Below are 25775 nucleotides of genomic sequence, written 5' to 3'. Positions count from 1 at the left end.
GCCGGCCCCCGCCATGGCTGACGGCAGGTGGCGGTCCTGATTTTCCTTGGCAACCAGGAGGAACTGGCCGGTCATCTTTTCGTCAGCCGTGACTTCTTGGCCGGCGAGGACGTTGAGTAATTCGGTTGGGGTAATATTAATAGCTTGCATGAGAAATAGTTTAATCCTGAATTTGAATAAAGGCAAATTGCGCGAAGTCAAAGAGTCCTTGGTCGGTAATTTTTAGCGAAGGAATCACGGGTAGGGCCATGAAAGAAAGGGTCAAGAATGGGTCGAAGGCTAGTGGTGAAATTTTGGCAAAGGCTTCATTTAGGGTCTGCTGCTTTTGAATTAATTCTTCGTAAGGCAAATCAGACATCAAACCGCCGATAGGCAATGGTAAGGTCGTTACCTGACCGTTTCTGACAACCACTTGGCCACCACCGATTTTCTTGAGGGTTTCAACAGCCAAGACCATATCGTCATCATTGACACCAGCAACAATCAAGTTGTGGGAATCGTGGGCAATGGTGGAAGCGATAGCGCCATCTTTTAGAGAAAGACCCTTGATGATACCTAGACCGTGGCCGAGGTCGTGGTAGCGCTCAATCACGGCTACCTTGGCGAAGGTTTCGTTTGGTGCAAATTGGCCGTCTTCATCAACTGGCACCATTTCTACCTGGTGCTTCGTGGTGATGTGGTGGGGCTCAATTTCAATCACGTGGGCTTTTTTGCTGGCATCTAATGGCAAGGCCAAATCGGCTTTGCTAAAGGTCAAATTGATTTGTTGACCGGGAAGGCGCAAGACGTTCTCTTGCTTGTTTTGAAAGAATTGGCCACCGACCATGACCTGGTCAATGGTAACTTGCTTTGGATCAGTCAGCATGACCAAATCCGCCTCGAAACCTGGAGCTAAGGCACCAACATTTTGCAGGTGGTGGGCGGTTGCACCGTTATAGGAAGCCAGGGTGTAGGCCAATTCGGGCTTTAACCCATTCTGGATGGCCAAGGCGATATTAAAGTTGATGGAGCCTTCTTTTTGGATATCTGCAGCTGATTTATCATCGGTAGCGAAAGCAAAGTGACCTTCGTTGGCCTTTGTCACGGCTGGGAGAAGGGCGAGCTCATCGCGTTCAACGGTTCCTTCGCGCAAGAAGACGGCCATACCGGCGTTGACACGGTCTAGAGCTTCTTTTTTACTCGTTGCTTCGTGGTCGGTATCAATACCGTAGGCGCGGTAGATAGCTAGTTCGGCAGGACCTAATCCAGCACCGTGTCCGTCAACGTGCCGGTGGGCTTCCTGGGCGTCTGCAATTTTTTGCAACATGTCGGCCTGGCCGTTAGCGACTGCTGGAAAGTCCATGACTTCGGCTAAACCAGCGATTTCTGGATGCTGGTAGAAGGGCCGCAGGGCGTCCGCATTTAAGATGGCACCAGCGTGCTCAAAGGGAGTGGCTGGCACGGAGGATGGCAACATATAGTGGATGTGTAATGGTGTCTTCTTGGCGGAATCGAGCATGTACTGGATACCCGAAATACCGGCCACGGAAGCAATTTCGTGTGGGTCAGCGAAGATTCGGGTAACGCCGTTTTCAAGGGAAAGACGGCCGAATTCAGAAGGGGTTAGCAAAGACGATTCGATGTGAAGGTGCGCATCGATAAAACCGGGCACGAGCCAGCGACCGTGGTAATCGATAGTGGTCTTGGCCTCCAAGTCCTGGTTATCACCGACAAAGACAATCTTTTCGCCTTTAATCCAGACATCCTTTTCCTCAAATTCCTGATTAAAGACGTTTAAGACTTGACCGCCGGTAAGACGGTAATCGACTTGCTGTACCATTGTGCACTCCTTTTTTCGTTTTGAATTTTATCTAGTTTAGCACATGTCAGCCAGGCTTTGGAACTGATTTAAACGCCTGGAAAATCAGCTTTGTGAAGAAAGTTGACTACTGCTGGTCATTTAGTCTATACCAATTATTAATTTTGGGATTGACTAAGCTATGAATACTGATAAAATAGCAGTTGTTAACTTAAAAAGTATTACCAAACCAATTTTTTTTGAAAGCGAGAAATTTTGTATGTGTGGAATTGTTGGAGTAACCGGTGTTGAACAGGCTTTGCCATGCCTTTTGCATGGTTTGCAAAAGTTGGAATACCGTGGTTACGATTCTGCCGGTGTTTATCTGATGGATAATGCAGGCAATGATGCCTATATTCGTGAGAAGGGACGGGTTGCCAAATTAGCTGAAAAGGCGAAGGCCAACGGCTTTATTGGTACTTCTGGTATTGCGCACACTCGTTGGGCAACCCACGGGAATGTGACGATTGAAAACGCCCACCCACAAAAGTCAGCCGATGACCGTTTTTACTTGGTTCACAACGGTGTCATCGAAAATTACCAAGAGTTGAAGGCTGAATACTTGCCAGGTGTTCACTTTGTTTCTGAAACTGATACGGAAGTCGCTGTTCAATTGGTTGACAAGTTTGCTACTGAAGAAGGCTTGTCAAACGTTGAAGCTTTCCGGAAGATGATTTCTTTGTTGGGTGACAACTCAGCTTATGGTTTCTTGTTGATTGATACGAAGGAACCTGGTACTTTGTTTGCCGCTAAGAAGAAGTCACCACTTTTGGTTGGTGTCTCTGACCATGGTAACGTGGTAACGTCTGATGCCGCAGCCATGATTGACGTGACCAAGGAATTCATCGAATTGCGCGATGGGGATATCGCCATCATTAAGCCAGATTCAGTGGCTGTTTATGATGCTAATGAAGAACCAGTTGATCGTGAACACTTTACATTGGAAATTGACCCAGAAGACACGGACAAGGGCGCTTACCCTTACTACATGTTGAAGGAAATCGATGAACAAGCGGTCGTTGCTCGCAACATTGCTGCTCATTATTTCGATGAAGAGGGACAGTTGCAAGGAATCGGTTGCGCCATCACCGACAAGATGAAGGAAGCGGACCGCCTGTACATTGTGGCAGCTGGAACTTCTTACCATGCCGGTTTGGTTGGAAAGCGTTACTTCGAACAATGGGCAAAGATTCCAACGGAAGTGCACATTGCTTCGGAATTTGCTTACGACCAACCAATGTTGTCAGCTAAGCCATTCTTTATCTTCTTGTCTCAGTCTGGTGAAACGGCTGATTCTCGTGAAGTGTTGGATAACGTCAAGAAGCAGGGATTCCCAGCCTTGACGTTGGCCAACGTGATGAACTCAACGTTGACCCGCGAAGCTGATTTTGCCTTGCCAGTCTTGGCCGGCCCAGAAATCGCCGTGGCTTCAACCAAGGCTTACACGGCCCAAGTTCTGGTTCAAGCCATCTTGGCTTCAGCCTTGGGAAAGCCAGGCTTTGATTTGAAGGCCGAATTGGCCAAGGTCGCTGTTGAAATTTCAGCCATTACGGATGAAAAGGAAACCTTTAAGAAGATTGCTGAAACGGCCCTGAAGGATCAAAAGTCAGCCTTTTATATCGGTCGTGGCTTGGATGCTGCGGTTGCTTTGGAAGCGGCTTTGAAGTTGAAGGAAATCTCTTACGTGCAGACAGAAGGCTTTGCGGCCGGGGAATTGAAGCACGGTACGATTTCTTTGATTGAAGATGGTACGCCGGTCTTCGCGTTGTTGACGCAAAAGAAGACGGCCGGCTTGCTCCGTGGTGAAGTGGCTCAAGTTGCTGCCCGTGGTGCTAATACGGTTGTGATTGCTTCAAAGAGCTTGACTAAGGATGGCGATGCTTTTGTTTTGCCTGAAGTGGAAGAATTGTTGATGCCAATCTTGGCTGTTATCCCAGCCCAATTGATTGCTTATTATGCAACATTGGACCGTCATTTGGATGTTGATCGTCCTCGTAACCTGGCAAAATCAGTCACGGTTCAATAAAGTGTTTGGCTGCCCAATCATCAAAAAACAACACTAGTAACCAAAATGTCGGCGAATTTCAGCCGGCATTTTTTTGTTTGCCCGCTTTTTTCTGGTAAAATAGTGAGGAATGAATTAAATGACGAAAGTCGGACGGAGACAAAACGATGAGCCTGTTGGCAAAGGTATTTTCACATAAAAAGAAACATTTAGTCGGCCACCACTTGGTCTTAAATGAATTAAAGATTCCAAAGCACTTAGCCATTATTATGGATGGAAATGGTCGTTGGGCCAAAAAGCGACATATGCCTCGGGTAGCGGGTCATAAAGAGGGGATGGAGACGGTCAAGACGGTTACTAAATTAGCCTCTTCGGCTGGCGTTTCGGTCTTGACACTCTACGCCTTTTCAACGGAAAATTGGTCCCGACCCAAGGATGAAGTTTCCTTTTTAATGAAGCTACCTGTCACTTTCTTTGATACCTTTGTGCCAGAGCTAATTGAACAAAACGTTCGGGTGGAAACCATTGGCGATATTGATGCCTTGCCCGAAGCAACCAAAAAGGCAGTTTACGACGCTAAGGAACAAACCAGTCAAAATACTGGGATGGTTTTGAACTTTGCCTTGAACTATGGTGGCCAAAAAGAAATCGTTGATGCCGCAGCGGCACTGGCTAAAAAGGTACAAAATGGCGAAATGGCGGTTGAAGACATTAACCCAGCGGCCTTTGCTGCTGAATTAACGACAGGCTTTTTAGGTGACTTGGCCGATCCTGATTTGATTATTCGGACCTCTGGTGAAGAACGACTCTCGAACTTCTTACCTTATCAGGCCGCCTATTCAGAGTTTTACTTTACGCCGGTTCTTTGGCCTGATTTTGACCAAGAACAGTTCGAATTGGCACTGGAGAGTTTTACCAAGCGTGATCGTCGCTTCGGTAAGGTCAGCTCATAAAATCAGTAATCACGACATCTAGTCGCTACCCGGATGCAAAAGAGGGTGGCATAAACGAAAAAAGATTTAAATTTTGAAAGTGAGAAATTCCGATGAAAACGCGGATTATTACGGCCGTTTTGGCCTTGATTGTTTTTATTCCCTTAATTATTATTGGGGACTTACCATTGCTAGTTTTGACCATTGCTTTGGGAATTGTGGCGATGAGTGAAGTTTTGAAGATGACCCACACGCTATTGGTTTCTTTTGAAGCCCTGATTTCTTATATCGGAGTTGTCGCTATCATCCTGCCGAAAGATTTTTGGCAAAGCGGCTTTTGGCCGGCAACGGTCAATAGCCAATCCGTGATTTACGGTCTGGCCTTTTTGTTCCTTGCTCGAACGGTTTTTGCTAAGAAGAGCTTTAATTTCCAGGATGCTGGTACGCTATTTTTGGCCATGGTTTATATTGGAACAGGATTCCACTATTTCTACTTGGCTGATTTCCGTGGCTTATCCGTCTTATTCTTCGGAATGCTTTTGGTTTGGTTGACAGATTCATTTGCTTACTTTGTCGGCAAAGCCTTTGGTAAGCACAAGCTGTCACCGAACCTCTCACCTAACAAGACCTGGGAAGGTTCTGTTGGTGGGACAGTGATTGCGGTGGTTGTTGTGGTTACCTTGTACGCTTTGACCAATGCTTTGCCATATGCCGTCTGGGATTTGGTCATCATGGCTGTTTTGCTGTCAATCGCTGGTCAAATCGGTGATTTGATTGAATCTGCTTTGAAGCGTCACTTCGGTGTTAAGGATTCTGGTCGCATTTTGCCAGGTCACGGTGGTATCTTAGACCGCTTTGACTCGATGTTGGTCGTGATGCCCTTGATGGCTGTCTTGGGGATGCTTCAGTAACATCCAAAACCTGTTGTCTGGCTGCTTTTTTCAGCTAAATTAGAACAAGAACTTTGTAGCTATTTTTAAGGATGAAATAAATGAACATCACTGCGATTATCGCTTTTTTGATTGTTTTTGGCCTGTTGGTCGGTTTCCATGAATTTGGACACTTTATTGTCGCCAAAAAATCAGGTGTCTTGGTTCGTGAATTTGCTATTGGCATGGGCCCAAAAATTTTATCATGGTATAAGAATCAAACGGCTTATACGATTCGTCTTTTACCCGTTGGGGGCTATGTGCGCATGGCGAGCGAGATGGAAAAAGATGAGCTCGAAGCTGGGCAGCGTTTTCGACTGGTCTTAAATCAGGCCGTCGAAGTTGAAAGCATGGATGAGCGGGTTGACCAGGATGGCCCCGGCTTCTTTTTCCAAGTCGATTCAGCTGATTTGGTCCATGACATGACCATGACCGGTTACCGTCAGGATGAAGAAAACTTGCAAACGTTGACGGTTGCCCAAACGGCGATTAAGACCGACCAAGAGGGGATTACCACGCGTATTGCTCCCGCAAGCACGTGGGTTGAATCAGCGCCTGTTTGGAAACGGTTGTTGATTAACTTTGCGGGACCGGCGATGAACTTTATTTTGGCTATTTTAGCTTCCGGAATCTTAAGTTTTGCCTTGCCTTCAGTTCACTTTAATGAACCAATTATTGGCCAGGTAGTCAAGAGTGAACCGGCCGCTCAGGCTGGCATTCAGTCTGGTGATAAGATTTTGGCCGTCAACGGTCAAAGCGTTCAGAGCTTTACTGATTTTGCTAATGAGGTGACGAAGAAGGCCGACCAATCACTGCAATTGAAAATCAGTCGGTCAGGCAAGACGTTGAATAAAACAGTAACGCCTGAATTGATCGAGGTTTCAGGACAAAAACAAATTCGAATCGGGGTTGGGGTGAAAAGTTACCGCGATCCGCTGTCAAGAATTAAGTTTTCTTTCCTCAATACGGGTACGTGGTTTACCCAAGTAGGTAACGGAATCAAGGATCTTTTTGTGGGTGGCTTTTCAATCAACAAACTGGGTGGCCCCGTGATGTTAGCCAAGACAACTGCCCAGGCATCGCACCAAGGATTTGTCACGGTGCTAGCCTTGCTGGGACTGCTATCGGTTAACCTGGGCTTAATCAATCTTTTACCAATTCCGCCATTAGATGGTGGTAAAATCTTTTTAGACCTTATTGAAGGAATCTTCAGGCGACCTGCGCCTGCCTGGTTAGCAACAACATTGACTGGTGCTGGAACAGCCTTGCTGGTTGTCTTGATGATCTTAGTGACCATTAAGGACTTGGGTCAATAATGATTTACAAATAATGTTATTCGCTTTTTCATGACAGGCCATTGCCTATTAATTAAAATTAGTCGAAAGAAGGACTTTATGAAACAATCACAGCTTTTCATGCCAACCTTGCGGGAGATTCCCGCTGACGCCGAAGTAAAATCACATCAATTGCTCTTGAAGGCCGGTTACATCCGACCCGTTACGGCTGGGATGTTTGCTTACTTACCATTGGCAAAGCGTGTGTTGAACAAAATTGAAGCCATCATCCGTGAGGAAATGGATGCGGTTGATGCCAACGAAATGTTGGTGCCTGAAGTTTTGCCTGCTGAATTGTGGGAGCGGTCAGGCCGTTATGCTACTTATGGCCAAGATTTATATAAGTTTAAGAACCGTCAGGACCGTGATTTTATCTTGGGCCCAACGCATGAAGAGACCTTTACGGAACTTTTTGCTAACGATGTGAAGTCTTATAAAAAGTTACCATTATTGGTTTATCAAATTCAAGCCAAGTTCCGTGATGAAGGTCGCCCACGTTTTGGCCTTTTGCGGACGCGTGAATTCATTATGAAGGATGCTTATTCATTCTCAGCTGATCAAGCTGGTTTGGATGCTGCCTTTACGAAGATGGAAGCAGCTTACGTGAAGATCTTTGATCGAATTGGCATTGATTACCGGGTAATCGTTGGTGATGCTGGTGCCATGGGTGGTTCTGATTCAAAGGAATTCTCAGCACCCGCAGCTGCTGGGGAAGACACGATTGTTTATTCTGATCAAAGCGAATACGCAGCTAACTTGGAAATGGCCAAGGATGCTTATGTTCGCCAGGAAAATCCACAAGAGGGGCAAGAATTAGCTGAATTACAAAAGATTGATACGCCAAATGCAAAAACAATTGCAGAATTGGCAGAACTTTTGGATGAAGATCCTGCTCAACTAGTGAAGACAATCATGGTGGTAACACCCGATGAAGACTTGGTTGCCGTTGTGACAACTGGTGACTTTGAAGTGAACTTGGTTAAGGTCCAAAATCATTTGGGCTATCCAGAAGTTGAATTGGCCGATGAAGGATTGGTTAAGGAAACTGTTGGGGCATCATTTGGCTCATTAGGACCAGTTGGTTTGCCAGAAAACGTTCAATTACTGGTTGACGAACGTGCCGCTGATTTGGTCAACTTTGCCGCAGGAGCCAATGAAGATGGCAAGCACCTCTTGAACGTGAACTGGGGTCGCGATGTGGAACTAAGCGATGACCAGGTTGCTGATTTCCGGACGGCCAAGGAAGGGGACCTTTCCGTTGACGGTAAGGGAAAGTTGCAATTCACCAAGGGAATTGAAATTGGTCACATTTTCAAATTAGGAACGAAGTATTCAAAGGCCTTGGGTGCGCAAGTGCTTGATGAAAATGGCCGCAATACCGACATGATTATGGGTTCTTATGGCATTGGTGTTTCTCGTTTGTTGGCAGCGATTGCAGAGCAAAAGAGTGACGACAAGGGATTGGTTTGGCCAGCAAGCGTTGCGCCATTCGATGTTCACCTTGTGCCAATCAACTTGAAGGATGATGACCAGGCCAAGGTCACGGCTGAATTGGAAGCTTCATTGACTGACCAAGGATTAGAAGTCTTGGTTGATGACCGTAAGGAACGTCCAGGTGTCAAGTTCGCCGATGCTGATTTGATTGGTTTGCCAATCCGCATTACGATTGGTAAGAAGGCCGGTGAAGGGATTGTGGAAGTCACTGTTCGTGGTACCCAATCTGAATTTGAAATGCGTATTTCAGAAGTAAATGAATCGATTGCCGTCTTATTAGATGGGCAAGAAGATGCACAGTAAGTTTGACAAAAAGCCGATGTAGATCGGCTTTTTGCTGTCATAGAAAGGTTTTTGTATGCCGCTGAGCCCAAAAGAACAATTAGAACAATTACTCACCCAAACGAAGCAAGGGGAAGAGAACCGGGCGTATTTTCAAGGTGGGTACTTAAAGGCGGTTGAGGTTAATCCGGTTGAAAAGTCTTGGCGCTTTGTCTTGGCGTTAAATCAGGTTTTGCCATTCCAGGTTTATCTGAGCTTTTCCCAAGGTCTAAAAGGAAACTTCCAACACGTTTCCTCAGTTAATTTGGCCATTGAAACCGCTGATATAACAGTTAGCGACGAAGTGATTCGCGACTATTTTCATCTCGCCTTGACCAAAACCAGTCTGCCTTTTGCCGTTGGGCAACAGTTAGCGGCTTCTTCTCAAATCAATTTGGCGAAAGACCGTCAGGTATTGATTGCCACGGCAATGCCTAATTTGGCTGCTGCCATGACGAAGGATGTTTTGGCTGAATTGCAAGCAGTCTATCAAAGCTTTGGCTTGCCTGATTTGACCTTTGCCATCCAAGTCGACGAAAAGATGCAGGAAAAGTTGTCGCAAGATTACCAGTCTCACCATCAGGCTGTTCAAGAAAGTATCAATCAGGCCATTGAAAAGGCCAATGCGGCCAAGCCAAAGAAGTCTGCATCTGGGGTTGCACTGCGCCTTGGCCGCGCCATCAACGCTGATATCCCAGTCACTCGCTTAGAGGAAATTGATGGTGAGGAGTCACGGGTCGTCGTTGAAGGGTTTGTCTTTGCCGATGAAGTTCGCGAACTGCGGTCTGGTCGTAAATTAATGACCTTAAAGATTACGGACTACTCTTCATCAATTACGGCGAAGAAGTTTTCAAATAATGAGCAGGACGAGGCCGTTTTCGATCAATTAAAGGCGGGCCAGTGGGTTAAGGTCCGTGGAAACGTGCAAGAGGATACCTACGCTCGCGAATTAGCCTTAAACATCTATGACCTTCAAGTCGTTGACCACGAAAAGCGATCCGAACCCTATGAGGGCGAGGAAAAGCGTATCGAACTGCATGCTCACACCAATATGTCTGGGATGGATGCGGTCACTGATTTTAACGGCTTGGCTGGCTTGGCTGAAAACTGGGGCCAGACGACGCTGGCGGTCATGGACAACGGCAACGTTCAAGGGTATCCAACGGCGATTGCTGCGGCCAAAAAGCATAATTTGAAAATGATTTATGGTATGGAAGCCAACGTCGTTGAGGATGGCGATCCGATTGCTTATAACACCAAGGACTTAGATCTCTTAGCCAAGGACCAAACCTACGTCGCCTTTGATTTGGAAACGACGGGGTTGTCGGCCGTTTCGGACCGAATTATTGAATTATCGGCCGTGAAGATGGAACTGGGGAACGTGGTTGACAAGTTCTCAGAATATATCAACCCCGGCTTCCCACTGTCCGAATTTACGACGAACTTAACGTCGATTACCGATGCCATGGTGGCTAACGCCAAGCCCGAAAAGGATGTGATTAATGCCTTTCGGGAATGGTCCGCTGGGACGATTTTGATTGGTCATAACGTGACTTTTGATGTGGACTTCTTGAATGCTACCTATGACCGATATGGTGAAGAAGCAATTTCAAATCCTGTGATCGATACGTTGACCCTAACGCGTTGGCTGTATCCCGACTATAAGTCTTATCGTTTGGGTACTTTAGCCAAGAAGTTTAGTATCGAGTTGGAGCAGGCCCACCGCGCCATTTACGATGCCGAAACGACCGGTCACTTGGCTTGGAAGTTACTAAAAGAGGCTAAGGAACGCTTTGATCTATCAAACCTGAATCAGTTAAACGACCATATGCTCGATGGTGGGGCTTGGCGTCATGGCCGGCCATTCCACCTGTCTGTCTTGGTGCAAAATGAGACTGGCCTAAAAAATCTGTATCGCCTGGTTTCGGAATCAAATGTCCTCTACTTTAACAAGGTGCCACGAATTCCGCGGTCCGTTCTGGTTAAATATCGGGAGGGGCTGTTGATTGGAACCGGTGATACTGATGGTGATGTGATCGTCACGCTGATTGAAAAGGGTTATCAAGCGGCTAAGAAGAAGGCTGCCTTTTATGACTACTTGGAAATTCAGCCATTGGCAAACTACCAACCAATGTTGGATAGCCAATTGATTGCCAATAAAAGTAAGCTGGAAAAGCTGATCAAGGAAATGATTCAGCTTGGTCAGGAATTGAATAAGCCGGTTGCGGTAACGGGCGACGTCAAGTATACGAACCCCGAAGATAAAATTTATCGCAGTATTTTGATTGGGTCACAACCGGGAAATCCGTTGAACCGGACAAACTTGCCGGATTTGCACTTCCGGACGACCCAGGACTTGCTCGATCAGTTTGCCTTCTTGGGCGAGGATGAGGCTAAGCAAGTCGTCATCACGAACACACATGCCATTGCCAATCAGGTGGAGGATATTTCACCATTGAAGGAGGGATCATTCCCACCAAAGATTCCAGAAGCCGGTGATGAATTGCGCGAAAAGACCTTTGCTGCTGCCAAAGAAGCATACGGCGACCCACTACCTGATTTGATCCAAGAACGAATCGACCGGGAGTTGAAGTCAATCATCGGTAACGGCTTTGCGCCGCACTATATGATTGCCCAACGCCTGGTGGCCAAGTCCAATAAAGACGGCTACCTGGTTGGTTCTCGTGGTTCGGTTGGATCGTCTTTCGTGGCCACCATGTCTGGAATTACCGAAGTGAATCCCTTGCCACCACATTATCGGTCGGCTCATGGCGATTACTTTGAGTTAGCCGATGAAAAAAAGTATGGTTCGGGCTATGATTTGCCCGACAAGGAAGACCCAAACCACCCCGGTGAAATGCTGATTGGTGACGGGCAAAATATTCCTTTCGAAACCTTCATGGGCTTCACCGGAAATAAGGTGCCCGATATCGATTTGAACTTCTCAGGTGACTACCAGCCGATTGCCCATAATTATATGAAGGTGATGTTCGGTGAAAAGAAGGTTTACCGTGCCGGCACGATTGCGACCGTGGCTGAAAAGACGGCCTTTGGTTATGTGAAGGCCTATGAACGTGACCATGATAAGCACTACCGTGGCGCCGAAGTAGAACGGTTGGCTTCCGGTATTACCGGGGTCAAGCGGACGACGGGGCAACACCCCGGTGGTATTCTAATTGTCCCAGCCGACTATGATATTTATGATTTCACCCCAGTACAATATCCAGCCGATGACCAAACGGCCTTGTGGCAAACCACCCACATGGATTACCATTCGATTCATGATAATCTTTTGAAGATGGATATTCTGGGACATGATGATCCCACGATGGTCCGGACGCTGAAGGATTTGTCCGGGATTGACCCACAGTCAATCCCAGCCAATGACCCAGGTGTTTTGAGCCTCTTTACCTCAACCGAGGCCTTAGGGGTGACCCCTGAGCAAATTAATTCGAAGACCGGGACCCTTGGGTTGCCCGAATTTGGAACGAACTTTGTGCGGGGGATGTTGGAAGACACGCAACCACACACCTATTCGGAGTTGCTACAGATTTCTGGTCTGTCCCACGGAACGGATGTGTGGCTGGGAAACGCCCACGACTTGGTCGAAAACGGTACGGCGACAATCGCAACGGTGATTGGAACCCGTGATAAAATCATGACTGATTTAATCGGCTATGGCCTGCCTTCTGAGGATGCCTTTAACATCATGGAAAAGGTTCGAAAGGGAAAGGGTATTACCGATGAGTACCAGGCACTGATGCGCAAGCATGAGGTGCCGGAGTGGTATATCGAATCTTGTTTGAAGATTAAGTATATGTTTCCCCGGGCGCACGCGGCGGCCTACGTGTTGATGGCGTTGCGGATTGCCTACTTTAAGGTCTACTTCCCAGCGGTCTATTACGCCACTTATTTCTCAGTCCGTGCTTCGGCCTTTGATGTGGTTGCCATGGCCCGTGGTAAGGAAGCGGTTAAATCAGCCATCGCCAAGATTCGTGACCTCGGTAATGATGCCACCAAGGGTGACCAAGACCTACAGACTGTCTTGGAAATGGCCAATGAAGCGCTAGAGCGAGGGATTTCCTTTAAAATGGTCGACCTTTACCGATCAGAAGCGACGGATTGGGTCATTGATGGTAATGAATTAATTCCGCCGTTCTCAACGATTCCTGGTTTGGGCGACAACGTGGCCAAGCAAATTGTGGCGGCCCGCGCCGAAAAGAAGTTTATCAGTAAGGAAGACTTGAAGAAGCGGGGCAAGGTTTCTCAGACCATTATCGAGTTCTTAACGCTACATTCGGTTATCTCGGACTTGCCGGATGAAAATCAGTTGTCTTTGTTTGATTTTTAAGTAGGGCCATCAGATAGTTCGTGTCTACTTTTTAGATGGGACTGTCGGGCGGTTATTGCTTGACTTTTAAGTAGGGCTATCAGAGCGTCAACGTTTGCTTTTGAAGCAAGACTGTCAGAACGTTCATGTTTGATTTTTCAGCAGGACCGTGAGATAGTTAAGACAAAAGTGCATCACTGCTGTGGCGGATATCAGCAGTTATCAAAAAAATAAGAAAAGGAGCCGGCGCTTTGCCAGCCGGATATCATGCAATCATTTTTTAAACTCAAGGAAAACAACACCACGGTGCGCCGTGAAGTGGTTGCCGGGATTACGACTTTTGTGTCTATGGCTTACATTTTCTTCTTGAACCCACAAATTTTGGGACAAACGGGGATGCCAGCTTTGGCTGTCTTCGTGGCTGCCATTATCGTTGCTGTTTTTGGAACCTTGGCGATGGGCTTGTATGCCAACGTTCCCTTTGCCCTAGCTCCCGGAATCGGGATGCAGGCCTATTTCACTTATACCATCGTCTTTGGCTTTGGCTTTAAATGGCAGCAGGCTTTGGCCATCGTCTTCTTGGTTGGAATCTTGGATGTCATCATTACGTTGACCCATGGTCGTCAAGCAATTGTGAAAGCCATTCCAACTGAGTTAAAAGCCGCAATCGGTGGTGGGTTAGGCGTCTTCGTGACCTATATTGGTTTGAAGAATGCCGGATTCATCAACTTTGTGATTGATGGCAACAACTTGATTACCGTTAATGATAAGGCCTACAACGGTGGGTCAGTTCACGGACCATTGACTTCATTGTTGGCCTCTGGCGGGGTAACGCCAGAATTAACGAAGTTTACACAATCACCAGCACTTTTGGCCTTGATTGGCTTGCTGTTATTGACCTTTATGTTGATTAAAAAGGTCCCAGGTGCATTCTTGATTACGTTGGTTGCAACGACTTTGATTGGTATTCCAATGGGTGTGACAGACGTGCATATGTCAGCCGCCACTTCTTTGCCACACGCCTTTTCTGAATTCTCATCAACCTTTGGTGCTGCCTTTGGGCCACACGGCATGCAGTCGCTCTTCGGTACTTGGCAAAAGACCATTTTGGCAGTCGTTACGATTTTCGCCATGGGCTTGACTGGCTTGTTTGATGCCATTGGAACCTTGATTGGAATTGGTAACCAGACGGGTATCTTCTCCAAGGAAGATCAAGAAGCCTTTGTTGCTGATAACTCCTTTAATTCTAAGATGGATAAGGCCTTGGTCGTTGATACCTTTACGACAACTTTGGCCGGAGCCGTTGGCACTTCGAATACAACAACCTTTATTGAATCAGCAACCGGGGTCGCTGCGGGTGGACGAACTGGTTTGGCCAATGTGGTGACTTCAGTTGGCTTCCTGCTGATGCTTTTCTTGGCACCATTGGTATCAATTGTACCAACGGCCGCTATTGCACCACTTTTGATTGTGGTTGGAATCATGATGATGGCCGAATTCAAGAAGATTGATTGGGCGGATTTGGCCGTTGCCTTGCCAGCCTTCTTTACATCGATTTTCATGGCCTTCTCTTATTCAATTTCTTATGGAATTGCCGCTGGCTTTATTTTCTATATCGTGGTTAAGATTGCGCAAAAGCAATTCAAGACGTTGTCACCAATCTTGTTGGTGATTACTGCCTTCTTCTTAATTAACTTTATCTTGATTGCGATTATTTAAAGCAAATCAGGATTGAAAGACGACTTTGGTCGTCTTTTTTTGTTGGCAAATTTCGTTCCTGATTTTACAGAAAGAAGACTTTTACCAAGCGATTCAGGCCGTTTTTTGCTATAATAGAGCTATGAAATATGGAACAGTAAAAATTTGGCAAGCCGAACGCGGCTATGGCTATATCACACCCGATCAAAAGGGACCGGACGTTTACGTCCACTTTAACGGCATTGCTGGAGATGGTTTTAAATCTCTCCACCAGGGGCAACGAGTTGCCTACGTCCTGGTTCAAGGCAAGGACGCCTTTCAAGCTGCTCAAGTCCAGGTTATTGACGGAAAGGACTGAGCATGGCGGAAAAAGAACGGTTTTTATCAAAGCAGGACGTTTACCAGGGCAAAATTTTCTCCGTTGAGAAGCGCCAGGTGGAACTTGCTGACGGGAGTCAGGCGCAACGCGATATCGTGCACCACGCCTTGGCCGTTGGCATCTTGCCATTAGTAGATGCCGATCACGCTATCTTAGTTCGTCAATGGCGCGCTGCAGCTGATGATTTTGTCTTAGAAATCCCGGCTGGGAAAGTTGACAGTCGCGACCATGGGAACGAAGAGGAAGCCGCACGACAGGCAGCTATCCGAGAATTGAACGAAGAGATTCGTTTTCATCCCGGTTCTTTGACTAAATTTGCGACCGTTTATGAAGCCATTGGCTTTACGGATGCCAGAATTGCCCTTTACCTGGCAACCGATATGACGGCTCTAGCAAATGCTGAACAACTGCCGCAGGACCATGGCGAATCCTTGGACCTATTGACGGTTTCCTATGATGAAATGACCGCACTTTATCAACGAGGCGAACTCAATGATCAAAAGACGTTGACGGCTTATTTCTACTGGACAAATTGGAGATTAACAAATGGCAAACAATCATTTTTTCACCCGGTCACGGCAAAGTCGTGAAGATAAGAAGCGGGCAAAGATGCGCAGGCAAGTTGAACGCGAATATGAAAAGGCTCATCCGGATGAAATCACAGTGGTTGAACCGGAAAACCGAGCCGAGATGCGCCTGACGAAAAAGGGCCGCTTTGAACTGGGATCAAATGGTGAATTAACGGAAAAAGGTAAGACGGACCGCCTAGCATACCGCTATAACCGCGGCATGATTTTTGTGGCGGTTTTGATTGTCTTGACTTATCTCTTCTTTTTCTTTGTCAACTTTAACTAAAAATCAGTGAGGACACCTACTTTGAAAGTTGGAATTATTACCCCAATGCCTGAAGAAAAAAAGGCATTGACGAACGCTATCCAAAATCCCGTTGAAAAAAGCTTTGCTGATTTGACGGTTTTGGTTGGTGAGTATGCCGGTCAAGAAATCTTTTTAGCGGAATCAGGGATTGGTAAGGTTGCTGCCGCAACGGCAACGACGATTTTGACCCAGGTCTTTCATGTGGACGTGGTTATCAACACCGGTTCTGCCGGTGCATTGCAGCCGGAATTGGCTATTGGTGATTTGGTTATCGGTACGAAGTTGACATACTTTGATGCCGACGTCACAGTCTTCGGCTATGATTTTGGTCAGTTGCCAGCCCAACCAGCTTACTTCGAAGCTGATGCGGACTTGGTTAAGGCATTTGAAGCCTTGACGGATAGCCAAGCTGGCTTGATTGTGTCTGGTGATAGCTTTGTTCAGCAGGACAAAAAAGAAGAAATTAAACAACACTTCCCCAAGGCCCTCTTGGCCGAAATGGAAGGGGCAGCGGTTGCTCAAGTGGCAACGCGCTTTAACGTGCCGTTTATTGTTTTGCGGGGCGTTTCTGATTTGGCCAATGGTGAATCATCTGTGACCTTTGACGAGTTTGTTGTCGAAGCCGGCCAAAAATCAGCCCAGTTATTACTGGCTTATCTGGACTCATTGTCTGCCTAATGAGCGGACAGCCAGCGATTGAAAATATTTGAAATTAGAGGATGAAAAATCATGATTGCAGTTTATAATCAAGCAGCAGTTGGCGATATTTTGATGTTAACTTTTGCTCCAGCGACAGGGAAGGTTGCCCAAGAAACCAAGGGACAGGTGACTAAGGTTGTTGATGCCGAAAGTCAGCAAACGTTGGGCATCAACATTGAAGGTGCCGGCGCAGCTTTGGCATTGACCGACCAAGCTGGTCAAGTTTTCTTGACGGAAAGCCAAGTGGCACAAGTTAACCAGATTTTGCAAGATGCTGGTTTTGACGATGCCATTGCCGTTGAACAATCAAACTTGGTTGTTGGTGAAGTCGTTTCAATGACTGCTCACCCTGATTCTGATCACCTACACGTGACACAGGCAAACGTTGGCAATGGTGAAAGCCTCCAAATCGTTTCTGGTTCCCCGAACATGCAAGAGGGAATCCGTGTCGTGGTTGCTAAGCCCGGTTCGATGATGCCTTCAGGTGCCATCATTTGGGATGGTGCTTTGCGCGGTGTGCCATCAGCCGGTATGATTGTTTCTGGCCGCGAATTGAAGTTGCCAGGGGCACCCGATAAGCCAGGGGCCTTGGTTTTGCCAGCTGACTTTGGCCAAATTGGCCAGGCTTTTGATTTTGCTGCTGCCCAAAGTTTGTATGCGGACGGCTTGATTGATACAAACTATTAAGAGGGGCGACTGTCATGTCAGAGAAGTATTATTTTATCGGGATTAAGGGGACTGGGATGGGACCCCTTGCCCAAATTTTACATGACCAAGGCAACGAGGTCTTAGGGTCGGATATTGACCAGTTCACTTATACGCAAGCGCCATTGGAGCAAGCGGGCATTAAGATTTTACCTTTTGACGCTCAAAACGTCTTGGATAATCAGGATGCGATTTTTATTCGTGGTAATGCCTTTGAAGATGACCAGGTGGAAGTTCAGGCAGCATTGCAGGCCGGGGTCAAGATGATTTCTTATCCGGAAGCTGTTGCGCAACAAATCGACCAGGCTACGACCATTGCGGTCGCTGGGGCTCACGGTAAAACTTCAACCACTGGTCTTTTATCACACGTCTTTAAGAATGTTGCGAATACCTCGTACTTGATTGGGGACGGAACTGGTCACGGTGTGGCGGATTCTGATTTCTTCGTTTTGGAAGCTGATGAATACCGGCGTCACTTTGCGCCATACCACCCCGACTATGCCATTTTGACCAACATTGACTTTGACCATCCGGACTACTACCACGATTTGGCAGATGTCCGCTCGGCCTTTGTTGACTTTGCCAAGGGTGTTAAAAAGGGCATTGTGGCTTGGGGTGATGATCCGAGCTTGCAAAATTTGGGTGTTGACGTGCCCGTGTATTACTACGGTGATCAGGCCGGTCGTGATGACTTCTTGATTAGTGATGTTAAGAAGACGACTTCCGGTTCCACTTTTTCAGTGAGCTTTAAGGGGCAGGACTTGGGCGAATTTGCAATTCCAATTTTTGGTCAGCATAACGTCTATAATGCCACAGCGGTCATTGCCGTTGCTTACCTGGAAGGGTTGGACTTGGCAAATGTGCGTGCGCACTTGTTGACTTATCCTGGGGTGAAGCGTCGCTTCTCTGAAAAGAAGGTCCAAGATATTGTCATTATCGATGACTACGCTCACCACCCAACGGAAATTCAAGCAACGATTGATGCCGCTCGGCAAAAGTACCCAACGAAGGAAATTGTGGCGGTCTTTCAGCCGCACACCTTTACTCGGGTAATTGCTTATAAGGATGAATTTGCGCAAGCTTTGCAGGCGGCTGATACTGTTTATTTGACGCCTATCTTTGGTTCTGCCAGAGAAAGTAAGGGGACAGTTTCAGCCCAAGATATTGCCGATGCTTTGCCAAATGGCGCTGTTGTCTTGAAGGAAGACGATGTCTCACCATTGTTGAAGCACCACGACGCCGTCTTGGTCTTTATGGGTGCCGGCGATATTCAAAAGTACGAGTATGCTTATGAAAAGTTGCTCGGTCAAACTTTACCTGATTTGAATTAAGGGGCCATCCTTTAATCTAAGATTAAGATTTTTTTGTTATCATATAGATAGAAAAATTGACAATACCAATGGGAGGTATCTGATGGATAATTTTGATATGAACGCTCGCCGCGATGTGACGGGCGCTGATGAAGGCATGAAGTCCTTCTTCCAGCGTGTTTATGGCTATATGGCAATTGCCTTGGCTGTAACGGCCGTTGCAGGCTACGTCGTTCAACATTTCTTTTTGCAACAAGTTGCCCAACTATTTTTGGGTAGCTGGATTGGGATGGCAGCGGTTGTTGTCGTTGAATTGGTCATTGTGGCCATGATTCGTAGCGCTTCATTCGCGAATAATCCCTCAAAGGCCTTTGGCCTTTTGATGGCCTTCTCGGCCGTCCAAGGCTTAACGCTTGGTTTGATTTTGGCCGTTTACACGGCCGCTTCAGTCGGCGCTGCGTTTATCTCAACTGCGGCATTGTTTGCCGGAATGGCTGCCTATGGCTACTTCTCAAAGAAGTCAATGGCTTCAATGGGCCCAATCCTATTTGGTTCATTGATTGGGATTATCGTGGCATCAGTGATTAACATCTTCATGGGTTCTTCAACCATGCACTTGTTGATTTCAGTGGCAACTGTTATCGTGTTCGCTTTGTACACGGCTTACGACAACAATACATTGCGTCAAGTTTATGTTCAATTGTCAGCTAATGGTGCTAGTGAAGCTCAGACAACCGGCTTGGCCGTGTCAGGGGCTTTGATGCTCTACCTTGATTTCATGAACATTTTCTACGCTTTAATCCAACTTTTCGGCGATAACCGAAATTAACACGTCAGAAAAACTAACATTGCTCGCTTCGGCGAGCTTTTTTTGTGCTAAACTACAAACAAGTTAAATAAGGACTAACCAATGACTAAAAAACTACTCTTAATTGATGGGAATTCGCTGGCGTTTCGGGCTTTCTACGCGATGTACCAACAGCTAGACCGAATGGTAACACCGGAAGGATTACACACCAATGCCCTTGTGGCTTTTAATAACTTTTTAGAATCAATCGTCTTACCAATGCAACCTGACTTCGCTCTTGTTGCTTGGGATGCCAAATCAGGTAAGGAAACCTTTCGCGGTGACCTCTATGCCGACTATAAGAGTGGTCGGGATAAGACGCCGGTTGAATTTAAGGAACAGTTTCCATACCTTCGTGAGATGGTGTTGGCCCATGGCCTTCATAATTACGAACAAAATGGTTTGGAAGCAGACGATATCATTGGGACACTGTCACGGGAAGGAGAAAAAGCGGGTGATGATGTCATCATCATTACTGGAGACCAAGATTTGACGCAGTTGGCCACCGATAAGGTGACTGTGAAAATTACCAAAAAGGGTGTGACTCAGATTGAAGAATACACACCCGCTTATATCCAAGAAAAGTTCGGGTTGACACCGGCACAGATTATCGATAAAAAAGCCTTGACTGGTGATACTTCTGATAATTATCCAGGGGTCACAAAGGTTGGTGAAAAAACAGCCTTGAAGTTGTTGACTGAATATCATGACCTGGATAACTTATATGCCCACGTTGACGACATGAAAAAGTCCAAGATGAAGGAAAACTTGATTGCGGATAAGGAAGTCGCTTACCGGGCACAGAAGTTGGCCACCATCATTACGGATGCTGATTTATCAATCTCCTTGGATGACCTGGCATACAATGGGCCAAAAACCAAGGGCTTGGTTGAACTGTTTGAAAGTTTGCATTTCAAATCAGCACTGGCCAAGCTGAAGGCACACCAATTGGTCGGTCAAGATGATACTTCCGTTGAGGATGCTGAGTCACAGAGTGCTAACTTCCACCCAGTGAAGGAGTTGGACGAAGCGGCCCTAGCTGATCTTGCCAAGGCAGATACCTTGGCCATCCAAATTGATACGGATGCAGATAATTATCATACGGCCGACATGCTCGCTTTTGCTATCGGTAATGATGATTTAGGGTACTTTGCTAGTCGTGACTTTACCTGGTTTGAAAATCAGACACTACGTGACCTGATTGAAAATCCAGAACAGAAGTTGCGCCTCTTCAATGCCAAGGAAGTTTGGGTATTGATGCACCGCTTGGACTTGACGCTTGCCGGAGTTGATTTCGACTTTATGCTCGTCGCCTATCTGCTTGATACGGTTGGCAATGACAACGTCCTATCGACTTTGGCCGCTCGCTTTGGTTTGTACCTGCCAGCCGATGAAGATTTTTATGGCAAGGGTGCTAAGTTCTTTGTACCAACCGATGATCAAGAAGTCTTTGATCACCTCGGCCATAAAGCAGAAGCGCTTTATGGCTTACGTGACAAAGCCTTTGAGGAATTGGCTGAGCACAAGCAAACGGACCTCTACCATGATATCGAGTTGCCATTGTCATTCGTCTTGGCCAAGATGGAAGCCCAAGGGTTTGCCGTTAAGGAAGACCGTCTGGAAAAGATGGGCCAGGAACTCGACGAAAAAATCGGCCAACTCAAAGAAGAGATTTACCAGATTGCCGGTGAAGAATTCAACATTAATTCAACCAAGCAATTAGGAACGTTGCTCTTTGAAAAGATGAACTTGCCAGTGATTAAAAAGACGAAAACTGGTTATTCAACCGCCGTTGAAGTCTTGGAGGAACTGGCACCGCAGGCGCCAATTGTTAGCCATATTCTTGAGTACCGGCAACTGGCAAAGATTAAGTCAACTTACGTTGATGGCCTCTTGGCCGTGGTTGATCAAGCCGACCAGAAGATCCACACCCGGTTCTTACAGACGTTGACCCAGACCGGCCGATTGTCATCAGTTGATCCAAACCTGCAAAATATTCCGATGCGGACGGAGGAGGGGCGCAAGATTCGCCACGCCTTTGTTCCCAGTAATCCGGATTGGCTAATCTTTGGAGCCGATTACTCGCAGATCGAATTACGAGTTTTGGCCGCCATCACCGGTGATCCCAACATGAAGAAGGCCTTCATGGAGGATGAAGATATTCACGCCGAAACGGCCCGCGCCGTCTTTGGCCTGAAGGCAGATGAGCCGGTTGATGCCAACCATCGAAGGACAGCCAAGGCCGTCAACTTCGGAATCGTCTACGGTATTTCTGATTTTGGTTTATCAAAGAACCTTGGCATTTCGCGCAAGGACGCCAAGTCCTTTATCGAAACCTATTTCAAAGAGTTTCCTAAGATTCATGGTTGGATGGAACAGATTAAGGAGCAGGCCCATAAGGATGGCTTTGTTGAAACAATTGAACATCGCCGTCGCTACTTGCCCGAGATTAATGCCAAAAACTTTAACCGACGATCATTTGCTGAACGAACAGCGATGAATTCGCCAATTCAAGGTTCGGCGGCTGATATTATCAAAATTGCCATGATTAAGGTTGACCAGGCCTTAACCAAGGAGGGCTTGCAAGCCAAAATGCTTTTGCAGGTTCACGATGAACTGGTCTTTGAATGTCCAAAAGAGGAGTTAGAGCAAGTACGAAAGTTAGTAACCTCCGTGATGGATTCTGCCGTTTCTTTGTCCGTACCATTGAAAGTTGAGGACCACGCCGGTCCAACTTGGTACGAAGCCAAGTAAGGTGGTCATCACCAGCTGAAAGGAGTTTTTCATGTCCAGTTCTGAATTGCAACGTAACCGAGCCGTTTTACCGATGTCAACCGTCCGCGAGTTGACCCTGCTAACCGACCGCCAGATTCGTTACTACGAACAGCACGAATTAATCACTCCAAAACGGGGTAAGGGGGGTCAACGCCGTTTTTCTTTAAACGATATTGATCGGCTCTTGCAAATTAAGGACTACCTTGATGCTGGTGACTCTACCGCGGATATTAAAGAACTCTTTGCCAAGGCCGAACGGAAAAATCAGCAACAGGCCGGCGTTGATAGTAGCCTGCGCCGCTCGTTGCAAGATGAATTTGCTCAAATCGCCCGCTTTAATAACCACTGATTTGGTCGGTTAATTGACCAAACGTGAACAATGAATTGATGATTGAAAAAGCTGACCAGCTGGCCAGCTTGGCTGGAGAAAGCCTTCAGCCAAGAAAAAATGTACCCACTATAGCAGCCAAGTAAAGGAGTTTCTAATGGCAAAACCTTCTTACACCAAAGCAGACATTAAGCAAATCGTTCAAGACGAACAAGTTGAATTCATTCGCGTGACATTCACTGACGTTTTGGGCGCTATCAAGAACGTTGAAGTGCCAGTTTCACAACTGGACAAGGTCTTGGACAATGACCTGATGTTCGACGGTTCTTCAATTGAAGGATTCGTTCGGATTAACGAATCTGATATGTACCTCTATCCTGATTTGTCAACGTTCATGATCTTCCCATGGGCGACTGACGAACATGGTGGTAAAGTTGCCCGTTTGATTGCGGACGTGTACTCAAAGGATCGGACACCATTTAAGGGTGACCCACGAATTGCCTTGAAGGATGCCGTTGCCCGTGCCGAATCTGAAGGCTTTACTGCCTTCAACGTTGGTACGGAACCTGAATTCTTCTTGTTCAAGTTGGATGAAAAGGGCGAACCAACCATGGAACTAAACGACCATGGAAACTACTTCGACTTGGCACCATTGGACCGCGGTGAAAACGTTCGTCGTGAAATCGTTTTGACGCTTGAAAAGATGGGCTTTGAAGTTGAAGCTGCCCATCACGAAGTTGCTGCTGGTCAGCACGAAGTTGACTTCAAGTACTCAGACGCCGTTGACATGGCCGACAAGATTCAGACTTTCAAGTTGGTTGTAAAGACAATCGCTCGTAATAACGGTTACTACGCAACCTTCATGCCAAAGCCTGTTTCAGGTATTAACGGTTCAGGAATGCACACGAACATGTCTTTGTTTGACAAGGACGGGAACGTCTTTGATGGCCACGATGCTGACAAGAACTTGGGCTTGTCTGACACGGCTATGCACTTCTTGGGTGGTGTCTTGAAGCACGCCCCAGCCTTGACTGCTTTGGCTAACCCAACGGTTAACTCATACAAGCGTTTGACTCCTGGTTTTGAAGCCCCAGTTTATGTTGCTTGGTCAGCATCAAACCGTTCACCAATGGTTCGAGTACCAGCCTCACGTGGTTTGGCAACTCGTTTGGAATTGCGTTCAGTTGATCCAACGACTAACCCATATACGGCCTTGGCTGCTATTTTGTCAGCTGGTTTGGATGGTATCGACAACAAGTTGGAACCATCAGCTCACGTTGATAAGAACATCTACTTGATGGATGAAAACGAACGTAAGAAGGCTGGCATCGTGAACTTGCCTGATACGTTGTTGGCTGCCCTTGATGAATTGGCTAATGATGATGTTGTGATCGATGCCATCGGTACACACATTACTGATAAGTTTATTGAAGCTAAGAAGATTGAATATACTTCATACCGTCAATTTGTTTCACAGTGGGAATTGGATAACTACTTCATGAACTACTAATCAATACTTTAAAACCGGCTGATAGTCGGTTTTTTGATTGCTTTTGAATAAATCAGTCCTCGTTTTTTCTAATTTTAGGCTTGTTTTTCAAAAGTAGGATGTGCTACACTAAGAAAAAATAATATAAATCTTCGGGGCAGGGTGTAATTCCCGACCGACGGTGATGGCGCAAGCCTTAGTCCGTGAATCAAGCAATTGATTGATACAGTGAGAATCTGTAACCGACAGTAAAGTCTGGATGGGAGAAGATAAACAAAGAGGGCTTTTTTAGCTAGTTTTTTTGTCGTCCTTTTGACGACAAAAAGACGGGTCAAGGAGTCTTGCTTTGCTGAATCTAATTTCGATTTGCTCCGGTGTGATTTTCAATCACACCGGTTTTTTTATGCCCGGAGTAGATCGGAGTCGAAATGAATGATGAAATTGGTTTAGCCTGGGCAATCGCCTTAGCAAAACAGGCGGACCCAAAGGATACGTGGAAAAATCCTCGGGTGGGGGCGGTTATCGTGGACCATAATGGCCAGGTTTTAGGTCAGGGCTACCATCATCGCTACGGTGATCGCCATGCGGAGGTCGATGCCTTGGCTCAGGTTGAGCCGGGGACTGATTTAAAATCAGCGACCCTCTACGTCAGCTTAGAACCCTGTTGTCAGCAGGGAAAGGTGGGCCCTTGTACAACGGCGTTGATTGAGGCCGGAATCGGTCGAGTGGTAATTGGCAGTCTGGATCCAAATCCGGCGGTCAATGGCCGCGGAGTTGCTATTCTGCAGGCGACGGGTGTTGAAGTCGATGTGCAAGGGGCCGACGATAACCGGCAGGCGTTGTTAAATCCCGCTTTTGTCTATTATCACAAGACCGGAAAACCTTATGTGCAATTGAAATTAGCCGAGAGTGGCGATTGGCAGGTAGCGGCTCAGCAGGGCCAGCAAACGAAAATCACGAACCAAGTGGTTGATCAAGCCATCCATGCTCTGCGTGGCCGACAAAGTGCTATCTTGATTGGTTCGGAAACGGCCCTAGTTGATCAGCCAGCCCTAACTGTTCGTTCCGTGAAAATTGACCATGACCAACCCTTACGGATTATTTTGGACCGGCGGGGCAGTCTGCAGAAGCAAGTGGCCGCCGGCCAGTGGGCAACGAGAACGCTGATTTATAGTCAAAATAAGGACTTTGTGCGGGACTTTGACCAAGTCCAAGAATGGTCGGGTGACTTGCAGGAATTGTTGGTTGACCTAGGGCAACGTGGTTGTCAATCACTGTTAGTCGAAGGCGGGCCAACCATCATCAAGGCCTTCTTAAAGGCCCAGGCTTGGCAGAGTTTTGATTTATATCAAACGGCGAGTCGTTTTGGTTCAGTCGGGGTTCAGGGTTTGTCGCCGGCGACAATCGCAGCGGCTGGTGGTCAATTGAAAGCGACCAAGGTTGTTGGCCATGCCATTGATTTTCATTTTGAGCGGGAGGTTCACTAA

19 protein-coding genes and 1 riboswitch are annotated in these 25775 nt (G+C 46.8%); of the genes, 18 read left to right on the top strand and 1 reads right to left on the bottom strand.

Going from position 1 to position 25775, the window contains the following annotated elements:
- Window positions 1–160: 160 nt before the first annotated feature.
- Window positions 161–1819, bottom strand: coding sequence for an adenine deaminase (gene ade / locus AOQ32_RS02605; protein ID WP_059393463.1), 1659 nt, complete (start codon window positions 1817–1819; stop codon window positions 161–163).
- Window positions 1820–2057: 238 nt separating this feature from the next.
- On the opposite strand from ade, the gene glmS reads away from it, so the two are divergent.
- The 18 genes from glmS to ribD all read left to right on the top strand — a co-directional run bounded on the left by glmS (window position 2058) and on the right by ribD (window position 25775).
- Complete coding sequence (gene glmS, locus AOQ32_RS02600) at window positions 2058–3863, top strand: glutamine--fructose-6-phosphate transaminase (isomerizing) (RefSeq protein WP_059393462.1); 1806 nt, start codon at window positions 2058–2060, stop codon at window positions 3861–3863.
- A gap of 146 nt (window positions 3864–4009) precedes the next feature.
- Window positions 4010–4795, top strand: coding sequence for an isoprenyl transferase (locus tag AOQ32_RS02595; protein ID WP_083994365.1), 786 nt, complete (start codon window positions 4010–4012; stop codon window positions 4793–4795).
- A 92-nt stretch (window positions 4796–4887) separates the two neighbouring features.
- A complete protein-coding gene (locus AOQ32_RS02590) occupies window positions 4888–5685 on the top strand; it encodes a phosphatidate cytidylyltransferase (RefSeq protein ID WP_047975237.1) in 798 nt (265 codons plus the stop codon).
- 80 nt (window positions 5686–5765) lie between these two features.
- Window positions 5766–7019: an RIP metalloprotease RseP gene (gene rseP / locus AOQ32_RS02585; protein ID WP_059393461.1), complete on the top strand. Its 1254-nt coding sequence runs from the start codon at window positions 5766–5768 to the stop codon at window positions 7017–7019.
- A gap of 78 nt (window positions 7020–7097) precedes the next feature.
- Entirely contained in the window at window positions 7098–8834 is a 1737-nt protein-coding gene (locus tag AOQ32_RS02580; RefSeq protein WP_059393460.1) for a proline--tRNA ligase, read from the top strand.
- 55 nt (window positions 8835–8889) lie between these two features.
- Window positions 8890–13203 (top strand): PolC-type DNA polymerase III, encoded by a 4314-nt coding sequence (locus AOQ32_RS02575; protein WP_059393459.1) that lies wholly within the window; start codon window positions 8890–8892, stop codon window positions 13201–13203.
- 246 nt (window positions 13204–13449) lie between these two features.
- A complete protein-coding gene (locus AOQ32_RS02570) occupies window positions 13450–14901 on the top strand; it encodes an NCS2 family permease (protein WP_047975241.1) in 1452 nt (483 codons plus the stop codon).
- Window positions 14902–15022: 121 nt separating this feature from the next.
- Complete coding sequence (locus AOQ32_RS02565; RefSeq protein WP_059393458.1) at window positions 15023–15238, top strand: cold-shock protein; 216 nt, start codon at window positions 15023–15025, stop codon at window positions 15236–15238.
- A 2-nt stretch (window positions 15239–15240) separates the two neighbouring features.
- On the top strand, window positions 15241–15849 hold the full coding sequence (locus AOQ32_RS02560) for an NUDIX hydrolase (RefSeq protein WP_059393457.1): 609 nt from the start codon (window positions 15241–15243) through the stop codon (window positions 15847–15849).
- Window positions 15806–16114, top strand: a complete 309-nt coding sequence (locus AOQ32_RS02555) for a hypothetical protein (RefSeq protein WP_059393456.1) — start codon at window positions 15806–15808, stop codon at window positions 16112–16114. The genes AOQ32_RS02560 and AOQ32_RS02555 overlap by 44 nt, the downstream gene beginning before the upstream one ends.
- Before the next feature lie 21 nt (window positions 16115–16135).
- A complete protein-coding gene (locus AOQ32_RS02550) occupies window positions 16136–16813 on the top strand; it encodes a 5'-methylthioadenosine/adenosylhomocysteine nucleosidase (protein WP_059393455.1) in 678 nt (225 codons plus the stop codon).
- A 51-nt stretch (window positions 16814–16864) separates the two neighbouring features.
- Window positions 16865–17521, top strand: a complete 657-nt coding sequence (gene ytpR, locus AOQ32_RS02545) for a YtpR family tRNA-binding protein (protein ID WP_059393454.1) — start codon at window positions 16865–16867, stop codon at window positions 17519–17521.
- Window positions 17522–17535: 14 nt separating this feature from the next.
- Window positions 17536–18870 carry a UDP-N-acetylmuramate--L-alanine ligase gene (gene murC / locus AOQ32_RS02540; RefSeq protein WP_059393453.1) on the top strand — a complete coding sequence of 445 codons (1335 nt, stop codon included), beginning with the start codon at window positions 17536–17538 and terminating at the stop codon, window positions 18868–18870.
- An 82-nt stretch (window positions 18871–18952) separates the two neighbouring features.
- The gene (locus tag AOQ32_RS02535) at window positions 18953–19678 is read left to right on the top strand and encodes a Bax inhibitor-1/YccA family protein (protein WP_059393452.1); all 726 of its coding nucleotides are present in this window, start codon (window positions 18953–18955) and stop codon (window positions 19676–19678) included.
- An 81-nt stretch (window positions 19679–19759) separates the two neighbouring features.
- Window positions 19760–22450: a DNA polymerase I gene (gene polA, locus AOQ32_RS02530; RefSeq protein WP_059393451.1), complete on the top strand. Its 2691-nt coding sequence runs from the start codon at window positions 19760–19762 to the stop codon at window positions 22448–22450.
- 31 nt (window positions 22451–22481) lie between these two features.
- A complete protein-coding gene (locus AOQ32_RS02525; protein WP_059393450.1) occupies window positions 22482–22820 on the top strand; it encodes a MerR family transcriptional regulator in 339 nt (112 codons plus the stop codon).
- A 136-nt stretch (window positions 22821–22956) separates the two neighbouring features.
- Complete coding sequence (glnA, locus tag AOQ32_RS02520) at window positions 22957–24309, top strand: type I glutamate--ammonia ligase (RefSeq protein WP_059393449.1); 1353 nt, start codon at window positions 22957–22959, stop codon at window positions 24307–24309.
- A 123-nt stretch (window positions 24310–24432) separates the two neighbouring features.
- A riboswitch (FMN riboswitch) is annotated at window positions 24433–24563 on the top strand.
- Between the two features lie 153 nt (window positions 24564–24716).
- Window positions 24717–25775, top strand: a complete 1059-nt coding sequence (gene ribD / locus AOQ32_RS02515) for a bifunctional diaminohydroxyphosphoribosylaminopyrimidine deaminase/5-amino-6-(5-phosphoribosylamino)uracil reductase RibD (RefSeq protein ID WP_059393448.1) — start codon at window positions 24717–24719, stop codon at window positions 25773–25775.

Origin of the sequence: Fructobacillus tropaeoli, assembly GCF_001047135.2 — a bacterium.
Classification (GTDB): domain Bacteria; phylum Bacillota; class Bacilli; order Lactobacillales; family Lactobacillaceae; genus Fructobacillus; species Fructobacillus tropaeoli.
The sequence above is the reverse complement of the archived record's forward strand: the minus strand, read 5'-3'. Positions and strand labels throughout refer to the sequence as shown.

What these genes read in the sequence shown, in the direction of transcription:
- AOQ32_RS02535 (WP_059393452.1), top strand. Translation starts at nt 18,953, where the DNA reads ATGGATAATTTTGATATGAACGCTCGCCGCGATGTGACGGGCGCTGAT.
- ade (WP_059393463.1), bottom strand. Translation starts at nt 1,819, where the DNA reads ATGGTACAGCAAGTCGATTACCGTCTTACCGGCGGTCAAGTCTTAAAC.
- rseP (WP_059393461.1), top strand. Translation starts at nt 5,766, where the DNA reads ATGAACATCACTGCGATTATCGCTTTTTTGATTGTTTTTGGCCTGTTG.
- murC (WP_059393453.1), top strand. Translation starts at nt 17,536, where the DNA reads ATGTCAGAGAAGTATTATTTTATCGGGATTAAGGGGACTGGGATGGGA.
- AOQ32_RS02525 (WP_059393450.1), top strand. Translation starts at nt 22,482, where the DNA reads ATGTCCAGTTCTGAATTGCAACGTAACCGAGCCGTTTTACCGATGTCA.
- AOQ32_RS02595 (WP_083994365.1), top strand. Translation starts at nt 4,010, where the DNA reads ATGAGCCTGTTGGCAAAGGTATTTTCACATAAAAAGAAACATTTAGTC.
- ytpR (WP_059393454.1), top strand. Translation starts at nt 16,865, where the DNA reads ATGATTGCAGTTTATAATCAAGCAGCAGTTGGCGATATTTTGATGTTA.
- AOQ32_RS02575 (WP_059393459.1), top strand. Translation starts at nt 8,890, where the DNA reads ATGCCGCTGAGCCCAAAAGAACAATTAGAACAATTACTCACCCAAACG.
- AOQ32_RS02570 (WP_047975241.1), top strand. Translation starts at nt 13,450, where the DNA reads ATGCAATCATTTTTTAAACTCAAGGAAAACAACACCACGGTGCGCCGT.
- AOQ32_RS02590 (WP_047975237.1), top strand. Translation starts at nt 4,888, where the DNA reads ATGAAAACGCGGATTATTACGGCCGTTTTGGCCTTGATTGTTTTTATT.
- glmS (WP_059393462.1), top strand. Translation starts at nt 2,058, where the DNA reads ATGTGTGGAATTGTTGGAGTAACCGGTGTTGAACAGGCTTTGCCATGC.
- AOQ32_RS02560 (WP_059393457.1), top strand. Translation starts at nt 15,241, where the DNA reads ATGGCGGAAAAAGAACGGTTTTTATCAAAGCAGGACGTTTACCAGGGC.
- AOQ32_RS02555 (WP_059393456.1), top strand. Translation starts at nt 15,806, where the DNA reads ATGGCAAACAATCATTTTTTCACCCGGTCACGGCAAAGTCGTGAAGAT.
- polA (WP_059393451.1), top strand. Translation starts at nt 19,760, where the DNA reads ATGACTAAAAAACTACTCTTAATTGATGGGAATTCGCTGGCGTTTCGG.
- ribD (WP_059393448.1), top strand. Translation starts at nt 24,717, where the DNA reads ATGAATGATGAAATTGGTTTAGCCTGGGCAATCGCCTTAGCAAAACAG.
- glnA (WP_059393449.1), top strand. Translation starts at nt 22,957, where the DNA reads ATGGCAAAACCTTCTTACACCAAAGCAGACATTAAGCAAATCGTTCAA.
- AOQ32_RS02565 (WP_059393458.1), top strand. Translation starts at nt 15,023, where the DNA reads ATGAAATATGGAACAGTAAAAATTTGGCAAGCCGAACGCGGCTATGGC.
- AOQ32_RS02580 (WP_059393460.1), top strand. Translation starts at nt 7,098, where the DNA reads ATGAAACAATCACAGCTTTTCATGCCAACCTTGCGGGAGATTCCCGCT.